The 8,537-nt window shown below is 44.4% G+C and carries 9 protein-coding genes and 1 tRNA gene; 4 read left to right on the forward strand and 6 right to left on the reverse strand.

What is annotated here, in order from left to right:
* Positions 1–41: 41 nt before the first annotated feature.
* The 6 genes from leuD to rph all read right to left on the reverse strand — a co-directional run bounded on the left by leuD (position 42) and on the right by rph (position 6,402).
* A complete protein-coding gene (gene leuD, locus HMPREF3144_RS04650) occupies positions 42–689 on the reverse strand; it encodes a 3-isopropylmalate dehydratase small subunit (RefSeq protein ID WP_070476681.1) in 648 nt (215 codons plus the stop codon).
* 2 nt (positions 690–691) lie between these two features.
* Complete coding sequence (leuC, locus tag HMPREF3144_RS04655; RefSeq protein WP_070476683.1) at positions 692–2,098, reverse strand: 3-isopropylmalate dehydratase large subunit; 1,407 nt, start codon at positions 2,096–2,098, stop codon at positions 692–694.
* Positions 2,099–2,264: 166 nt separating this feature from the next.
* Positions 2,265–3,668, reverse strand: coding sequence for a type I glutamate--ammonia ligase (glnA, locus tag HMPREF3144_RS04660; protein ID WP_070476685.1), 1,404 nt, complete (start codon positions 3,666–3,668; stop codon positions 2,265–2,267).
* Between the two features lie 110 nt (positions 3,669–3,778).
* Entirely contained in the window at positions 3,779–5,017 is a 1,239-nt protein-coding gene (hemW, locus tag HMPREF3144_RS04665; RefSeq protein ID WP_141742723.1) for a radical SAM family heme chaperone HemW, read from the reverse strand.
* Positions 5,014–5,634, reverse strand: a complete 621-nt coding sequence (gene rdgB, locus HMPREF3144_RS04670) for an RdgB/HAM1 family non-canonical purine NTP pyrophosphatase (protein ID WP_070476687.1) — start codon at positions 5,632–5,634, stop codon at positions 5,014–5,016. The genes hemW and rdgB overlap by 4 nt, the downstream gene beginning before the upstream one ends.
* An 18-nt stretch (positions 5,635–5,652) precedes the next feature.
* Positions 5,653–6,402, reverse strand: coding sequence for a ribonuclease PH (gene rph / locus HMPREF3144_RS04675; RefSeq protein ID WP_018026068.1), 750 nt, complete (start codon positions 6,400–6,402; stop codon positions 5,653–5,655).
* Between the two features lie 112 nt (positions 6,403–6,514).
* Here rph and HMPREF3144_RS04680 point away from each other — a divergent pair, with 112 nt between their 5' ends.
* The 4 genes from HMPREF3144_RS04680 (at position 6,515) to HMPREF3144_RS04695 (ending at position 8,339) form a co-directional block, all read left to right on the forward strand.
* Complete coding sequence (locus HMPREF3144_RS04680) at positions 6,515–7,513, forward strand: YicC family protein (protein WP_246823893.1); 999 nt, start codon at positions 6,515–6,517, stop codon at positions 7,511–7,513.
* Positions 7,514–7,574: 61 nt separating this feature from the next.
* Positions 7,575–7,651 (forward strand) — tRNA-Val (locus HMPREF3144_RS04685).
* 78 nt (positions 7,652–7,729) lie between these two features.
* Complete coding sequence (locus HMPREF3144_RS04690) at positions 7,730–8,029, forward strand: nucleotidyltransferase family protein (protein WP_018026066.1); 300 nt, start codon at positions 7,730–7,732, stop codon at positions 8,027–8,029.
* A gap of 124 nt (positions 8,030–8,153) precedes the next feature.
* Complete coding sequence (locus tag HMPREF3144_RS04695; RefSeq protein ID WP_018026065.1) at positions 8,154–8,339, forward strand: antitoxin VbhA family protein; 186 nt, start codon at positions 8,154–8,156, stop codon at positions 8,337–8,339.
* Positions 8,340–8,537: the final 198 nt, after the last annotated feature.

Genomic DNA, 8,537 nt, shown 5'->3' on the forward strand with positions numbered 1-8,537 from the left:
AAATGCCTTAAGGTCTGTGGATTGATAATTGTCGTCTTAAATTAAGCCACAACGTTGGCAAGCCATGGTTTCTCAGCTAAGCGCTTAGCCTCATAGGCTTTAATTTTATCCGCTTCACGTAATGTTAGACCAATATCGTCAAGGCCGTTTAGTAAGCAATACTTTCTGAAACTATCGATATCAAAACGATAACTATCACCAGAAGGAGCTGTAACTTCCTGCTGTTCCAAGTCAATCCGCAGCTCATAGCCAGGATTAGCCTCAACCTCTGCAAACAGTTTGTCCACCTCAGCTTCACTTAAAATAATCGGTAATAAGCCATTCTTAAAACTGTTATTAAAGAAAATATCCGCATAAGATGGGGCAATAATGGCTTTAAAACCATATTGCATCAAAGCCCAAGGTGCATGCTCACGACTAGAACCGCAACCAAAGTTCTCCCGAGCTAATAAAATCGATGCACCTTGATAACGATCTTGATTTAACACAAAATCCGGATTTAAAGGACGCTTCGTATTGTCCATACCCGGCTCACCATGATCTAAATAGCGCAATTCGTCAAATAAATTAGGACCAAAACCCGTGCGTTTAATGGATTTTAAAAATTGTTTTGGGATAATCAAATCCGTATCAACATTAGCGCGATCTAAGGGAGCAACTAAGCCCTGATGAATAGTAAATGCGTCCATGCTTACTCTCCTAATTGACGAACATCAACAAAATGGCCACTAACCGCAGCCGCGGCAGCCATCGCCGGACTGACTAAATGGGTACGACCGCCCATGCCCTGACGCCCTTCAAAGTTACGATTAGAGGTCGAGGCGCAACGCTCACCCGGCTCTAAGCGGTCGGCATTCATCGCTAAACACATAGAACAACCCGGCTCTCGCCATTCAAAACCTGCCTCTATGAAAATTTTATCCAGCCCCTCTGCCTCAGCCTGTTGTTTGACTAGGCCTGAACCGGGGACCACTAGCGCTTGAGTCACATTAGCGGCGACCTTTCTGCCCTTGGCAATCGCAGCAGCCTCACGCAAATCCTCAATACGAGAGTTAGTACAGGAGCCGATAAAGACTTTATCAATCCTAATCTCATTTATCGGCATATCGGCCTGCAAGCCCATATAGGATAAAGCACGTTCAATACCTGAGCGCTTAACCGCATCACGTTCAGAGGCTGGATTAGGCACCTTGTCCTCAATACTTAAGACCATCTCCGGTGAAGTACCCCAGGTCACCTGAGGCCGAATATCTGCGGCATCAATTTCAATAACTTTATCAAAATGTGCACCCTCGTCAGATACTAAGGTCTTCCAATAAGCGACCGCCTGCTCCCATTGCTCTGCATTAGGCGCGTAAGGACGTCCCTTAAAGTACTCAATGGTTTTATCATCCACTGCGACCATACCGGAACGAGCACCCGCCTCAATCGCCATATTACAGACGGTCATACGGCCCTCAACCGATAAATCACGAATAGCACTGCCACCGAATTCGATCGCATAACCAGTGCCACCGGCAGTACCAATCACACCAATCACATGTAGCACGAGATCTTTGGCACTACAGCCAAAAGGTAGTTTACCCTCGACCTTAATCAGCATGTTTTTATCTTTTTTCTTTAATAAGGTCTGCGTCGCTAATACATGCTCAACCTCGGAGGTACCGATACCAAAAGCCAAGGCGCCAAAGGCGCCATGGGTACTGGTATGCGAGTCGCCACAAACTACCGTCATACCGGGTAAGGTTGCGCCCTGCTCTGGACCCGTCACATGCACAATCCCTTGGCGAATATCATCCATACCGTAACGAACGATTTTGTACTCGGTGCAGTTTTTTTGCAAGGTATCGACTTGTAGCTTGGAAATCGGATCCTCAATCCCCTGCTCACGATTCACAGTGGGCACATTATGATCCTCTACCGCCAAATTGGCACTAATGCGCCATGGCTGACGACCAGCCATTTTCAAGCCCTCAAACGCCTGCGGACTGGTAACCTCATGCAATAAATGACGGTCAATATACAAAATACAGGTACCGTCTTCCTGTTGGTGCACTACGTGCTCTTCCCATAACTTGTCGTACAATGTTTTAGCCATGCTTATCTCCAAATGCTAAAAAACGTTCTTAAACAATTGTCCCAACTATTTAAAGGCGTAACAAGTCAAATCGATATACTAGTACCAGTACTACTATACTGTACAAATACTTAAAAAGACGAGCCTTGATTCAAAACTCGTCCTTTACGATGATGCTTAATTGAAATTAATAATACATTTCAAACTCAATGGGATGCGGCGTGACACGTAATCTATCCACCTCTTTCATCTTCAACTCGATATAGGCATCAATCAGATCGTCGGTAAAGACGCCACCAGCCAACAAGAAATCACGATCGCCATCCAAAGCCTCTAAGGCCTGCTCCAAAGAAGAAGCCACGGTTGGCACCTTGACATCCTCTTCTGGGGGTAAATCATAGAGGTTTTTATCGGCTGGATCACCGGGATGAATTCTATTTTGAATGCCGTCTAAACCCGCCATTAATAAAGCGGCAAAACATAAATATGGATTTGCCAGCGGATCTGGGAAACGCACCTCAATACGTCGTCCATTAGGGCTACTCACATACGGGATACGAATGGAAGCCGAGCGGTTACGCGCAGAATAGGCTAACTTCACGGGCGCTTCAAAATGCGGCACCAAACGCTTATACGAATTAGTGCCCGGATTAGTGATCGCATTTAAAGCACGTGCATGCTTAATCACGCCACCAATATAAAACAATGCTGTATCCGACAAACCGGCATAGCCATTACCCGAGAAGATATTCTGACCATCCTTCCAAATAGACTGATGCACGTGCATGCCAGAACCATTGGTTCCAAAAAGCGGCTTAGGCATAAAGGTAGCTGTCTTGCCGTAGATTTGAGCCAAACTATGGACAGTATATTTTAAAATCTGATTCCAATCCGCACGCTCAACCAAGGTAGAAAAACGAGTACCAATTTCTAATTGGGCGGTCGCCACCTCTGGGTGATGAATTTCTACTGGCACGCCCTGTTGCTCTAATAGTAAACAAGCCTCAGCCCTAAAATCTGCAAAGGCATCGGTCGGTGGTACTGGCGCATAACCACCTAAATGTCGTGGTCTAAAGCCGTTATTACGGCCATTCATCTCATCATCGCTAACCCAGGGACCCTGATCGGTAGTCACCTTAAAACTGCAATGCTGTGGCTCAGCATTCCAGGTGATACCGTCAAAAACAAAAAACTCAGGCTCTGGCCCAAAAAAGGCCGCATCACCAATACCGGTGGATTTTAAATAGGCTTCAGCACGTCTAGCAACGGATCTAGGCGCACGCTCATAACCTTTAAGATCGACCGGGTCCAACACATCACAGCTCATGATTAAGGTGGTTTCTTCGCGGAAAGGATCTAAACGCGCCGTGCTAGCATCCGGCACTAACAGCATATCGGAGGCCTCCACCCCCTTCCACCCGGGTATAGAGGAGCCATCAAAGGCGTAGCCCGACTCGAAATAGTCCTCGTCTAAATGTCTGGCCGGAATGCTCATATGATGCTCTTTACCTACGGTGTCGGTATAGCGTAAGTCCACAAATTTAACTTCGTGTTGACCAATAAGCTCAAGCACCTGGGTGGGGGTTGTCATGAAATTCTCCTGAAACAACAAATTTAATAGCTAACACTATATTATGAACGGTTTTGTGTGGGATTTTTTACAATTTGCTGAATTTTAATGTAAACAAATTTTAATGCGACTTAGTCCAAAAATATCGCCTGCAAATCATTTAAAAAACGCCAGCCTAAGTCAGTCGCTTTATATACCAAAGCGGAGTCTTCAAGTAATTGCTTATCGATGGCACGCTGCAAGGGCTTTTTCATCAGCAAAGACGAGAGACCGGTATGCTCCTCAAATAAGCCTACTGGCACCCCCTCTCTTAGGCGTAAGGCATTGAGCATAAACTCAAAAGGAATGTCTTCTGCATGTAATTCACGCCATTCCACCTGATGCGAGCCATCTGCTTTAATTGCATTGTCCATCCAGTTTTGTGGTGAGCGTTGATTCATCGTCCGCACAATACGATCAGGGAAACTGATTTTGCCGTGGGCGCCGGGGCCGATACCAACATAATCACCAAACTGCCAATAATTCACATTGTGCCGTGCATAGGCACCTGCCTTGGCGTAGGCAGATACTTCATAGTGCTCAAAGCCCTGTGCTGAAGTTAAGGCAATATTTTGCTCTAGCATCTCGTCCACCAAATCCTCCTCTGGCAGATTAGGAGGAGGATATTTAGCAAATACCGTATTTGCTTCGAGGGTTAGATTATAGAGTGATAAATGTTCAGTACCAAAAGCTAAGGCTTGCTGTAAATCGCGTTCATGATCTGACAAGCTCTGAGCAGGTAAGGCAAACATCAGATCCAGATTAATCCGTGGAAAATAGCGCTGTGCAATCTCAATCGCAGTCATAGCCTCTTCAGCACTATGAATACGTCCCAGCGTGCGCAAATGCTCGTTATTAAAACTTTGAATTCCTAGTGATAAGCGATTAATGCCGGCTGCGGCAAACTCCTTAAATTTAGTTGCTTCGACCGTACCGGGATTAGCTTCCATCGTAATTTCAATCGCGGGACCAATGCTCAAGAGATTTCTTAACATACTTAGCAAATGGTCCATGGCCTTTGCAGAAAGGAGGCTTGGCGTACCACCACCAATAAAGACGGTGTGTATGGTGCGCCCCCAAATATGCGGCAAATGATGTATTAAGTCCGCTTCCAAGGCCTTTAAATACTGCTCTTCTGGAATACCACCCTGTAAGGCATGTGAATTAAAATCACAATAAGGACACTTTTGCACACACCATGGCACATGCACATAGAGCGACAAAGGTGGCAATGCCTCTACAAACTGTGGTCGTACGCCACCTAATGAATCCCCTGGCTGAGAGGCTACCTTGGCTACGGTGGTGGAGCGGTGAATTGGAATGGTCTTCACTGCTGCGCTTCATCCATTTCTGCAATTAATTTTTTTAAAGCAGCGGCTCGATGGCTTAAACTGTTTTTAAGAGCAGGCTCCATCTCGGCAGCCGTCAGACCATAGTCAGGCAAATAAAAATGCGGGTCATAACCAAAGCCATTGGCTCCACGCGGTTCCTTCACAATCACGCCATGCCACCAGGACTGCGCCACTAAAGGGGCAGGATCGTCAGCGTGTCGAACAAAGACAAGCACCGCTATATAGGCCGCTGATTTGTCACTATGCGCTTTTAATTGACGGATTAAACAGGCGTTATTATTGGCATCTGATTTGGGCTCGCCGAATAAGGTCGCATAGCGTGCTGACATCACACCGGGAAAGCCTTTAAGCGCTGGCACAACGATGCCGGAATCATCGGCAATCGCTGCTAAACCCGTCTCTTTACTGGCGTGACGTGCTTTGGCTAGGGCATTTTCCAAAAATGTATGAAAAGGCTCATCACACTCAGCGACATGAAACTCGCCCTGCGCTTTGATGCTAATCCCATACTGATTAAATAAAGCAACAAACTCCTTGAGTTTGCCCTGATTATTTGAAGCTAAAATAATCTCATCAAGGGTAGTAAGTAAAGACATAAGCTGCTGATTAATCGGTTATAGTTGGGGCCAAGCGTTTTGCTGCACGCGCAATAGTTGGGCAATGCCCTTACCTGCTAGGCTCAATAAGGCATCTAATTCAGTTTTAGAAAAAACCTGTCCCTCAGCCGTGCCCTGAATCTCCACGTAGTGACCACTGCCTGTCATCACCACATTCATATCAGCATCACATGAAGCGTCCTCTTCATAATTGAGATCCAGAATGGGGTGCCCTTGCCACATACCTACTGAAACCGCAGCAACACGGTCATTTAAGGGGTTTTCATCAATTTGCTTTTCCCTCAGCAGCTTCGATACAGCATCTGCCAAAGCAATCCAAGCACCAGTAATTGAAGCGCAACGGGTGCCACCATCGGCTTGAATCACATCACAGTCCAAATGAATCGTACGTTCACCGAGCTTAGAGAGATTTGTCACCGCACGTAGACTGCGACCGATTAAACGCTGAATTTCTTGAGTACGACCACTCTGCTTACCACGTGCCGCCTCTCGCTCAGAACGGCTATGGGTTGAACGCGGCAACATACCATACTCGGCAGTCACCCAACCTTGATTTTTGCCTTTTAAAAAAGGTGGTACCTTATCCAGCACACTGGCATTACATAGTACGATTGTCTGCCCTACTTCAATCAGTACCGAACCCTCAGCATAAGGCGTAAAATTGCGAGTAATTTTAACCTGACGCATGGCAGAAATTTCACGTCCGGAAGGCCGTTGAATATCAATACTAAAGGGTGTATTAGGCATAATTTCCTCGATAAATTTTTACAAATATTCAGATATGCCATATTATAAGGCTTTATCGTGAGTTTTATACCATTGGCACCGCACTTTTAAGGGACTTAAAATGATTTCCAGCATGACTGCTTTTAGTAATGTCAAAACAGAGTTTGAATACGGCACACTTTCAGTGGAGTTGCGTTGCGTGAATAACCGTTATTTGGACTTGAGCTTACGCATGCCTGAAGATTTTAAAGTACTTGAAGAGCAGCTCCGAGAAGTACTTGCACAACATTTACAGCGTGGCAAAGCCGAATTAAAGATCAGCTTCAAACCTGCGCTTTTTGAGGAGCAAGCTGAATTTAGTGCGGAGGCCATGACGCAGGTCTTAACAGAAATTGAAAAAGTACGGCAGTACTTTCCAGATATGCCGACGCCAGGCTTTACGGAGATTGTGCAATTAGCCAAAACAGCACAAGCCCTAGCACAAAGCTCGGAAGCTGAGCAAAATGAAGAAGCGCAACGCTGGCAGTTAATTTATGAGCGTTGTTTAGACACGGTGCATTTAGCGATTAAGGAGTTCAAGGCTATGCGTTTAAGAGAAGGCGCTAGATTAGCTGATACCATGTCAGGCTACGCCGAAGCGATCCTAACCCTAGTTACTCAACTTGAACTGCGCCAAGATGATTTAATCCAGGCACAAAAAGAAAAAATCCAACAACGTCTAACGGAAGCCCTGCAAGCCGTTGCCCCTAATGGTTTTGAGCAAATATCGGGCGAAGAGCTATCTATGCGCATCGCCCAAGAAAGCGCCCTCTTTGGTATGCGTGTGGATATTGCCGAGGAAATCACACGCTTAAAATCACATACCAGTGAATTAAGCTCTTTATTAAGTAATAAACACGATGGCCCAAGCGCAGCTGAACTTCACCAAGAAGAAGTGACTAAACCGCTTCCAAAAAACAACACTATAAATAAGCAAAGCCTGGGTAAACGTTTAGATTTCCTGTTTCAGGAAATGAATAGGGAAATCAACACCATAGGATCCAAATCAGCATCCTTGGACAATACTAACGCCGTCATTGAGATGAAACTCTATGTAGAACAATTACGTGAACAGGCCTTAAATATTGAATAAAACGGCGGGTGAGTTTGACAAAATTAAAAGTACGCCCTATAATCATTTTCTTATCAAATATAGGCGGTTAGCTCAGTTGGTTAGAGCGCTACGTTGACATCGTAGAGGTCGCTGGTTCGACTCCGGTACCGCCTACCATTGCCTATATTGCATAGGATTGTATAGAACTGCATAAGCCCCATAAGACATTGATTTTATGGGGTTTTTTCTTTTGTTATGAAACCATCCGAACTTTTAAAACAAAACTACAGCAAATTGCTGGAGCTCTTTGCTAAATATCCAGAAATAGAAAAGGCAAGAGTATTTGGATCTGTATCACGAGGTGAAGATACGGAAGACAGTGATTTAGATATTATGATTACCTATCCTGTCGGAACATGCTTATTTACTTTAGGTGGCCTTCAAAATGACATTGAAGAGTTATTTCCTTCAATTAAAATTGATTTAATAAATGAGCGACATTATCCAGATACAGCGACATCCCTAATGAACTTAATCTATGAACGAAAACACTAAACATTTAAGATATTGAAAGGTTATGAAAATTATGCTGGATCATTACATCTTTTCTTTGTCAATATGATGTTTAAAAAGCAGTAAGGGACTAGTTATAATATTATTTTCAATTACGGAGTCTAAAGTGGGCAATCAAGCAGTATACACAGATTCTATTGAAGAAAGAAAAAAAATATTAGATCAAGCTATAGGCTCATTAGCCTTAGAAGGTATAGTACCAACTGAAAGAACGCTTGAGGTTTTAAATAAGCTAGTGGAGAAGAAAATCACATCAGAAGAAGCTGTTAAGCTAGTTAATAACTTTGATTAAAATGAGTAAATATTGGCCTTGTCAACGGCAATTTAAAATTGACCCCTTTTCGGGATAATCGGCAATCTAAATTTGACCCCCTAGACGATATTAATTCTGTGAATTAATCGGCAGCATGCCGACCTATCGTTTATCTTTCAAACGATAGCTTTCACCACTCATTTGTAAGCGTCCGGTGAACTCCGATTGACTTCCGTT

The sequence above is a fragment of the Oligella sp. HMSC05A10 genome (assembly GCF_001808335.1).
In the GTDB taxonomy this organism is placed as follows: Bacteria; Pseudomonadota; Gammaproteobacteria; order Burkholderiales; family Burkholderiaceae_B; genus Oligella; species Oligella urethralis.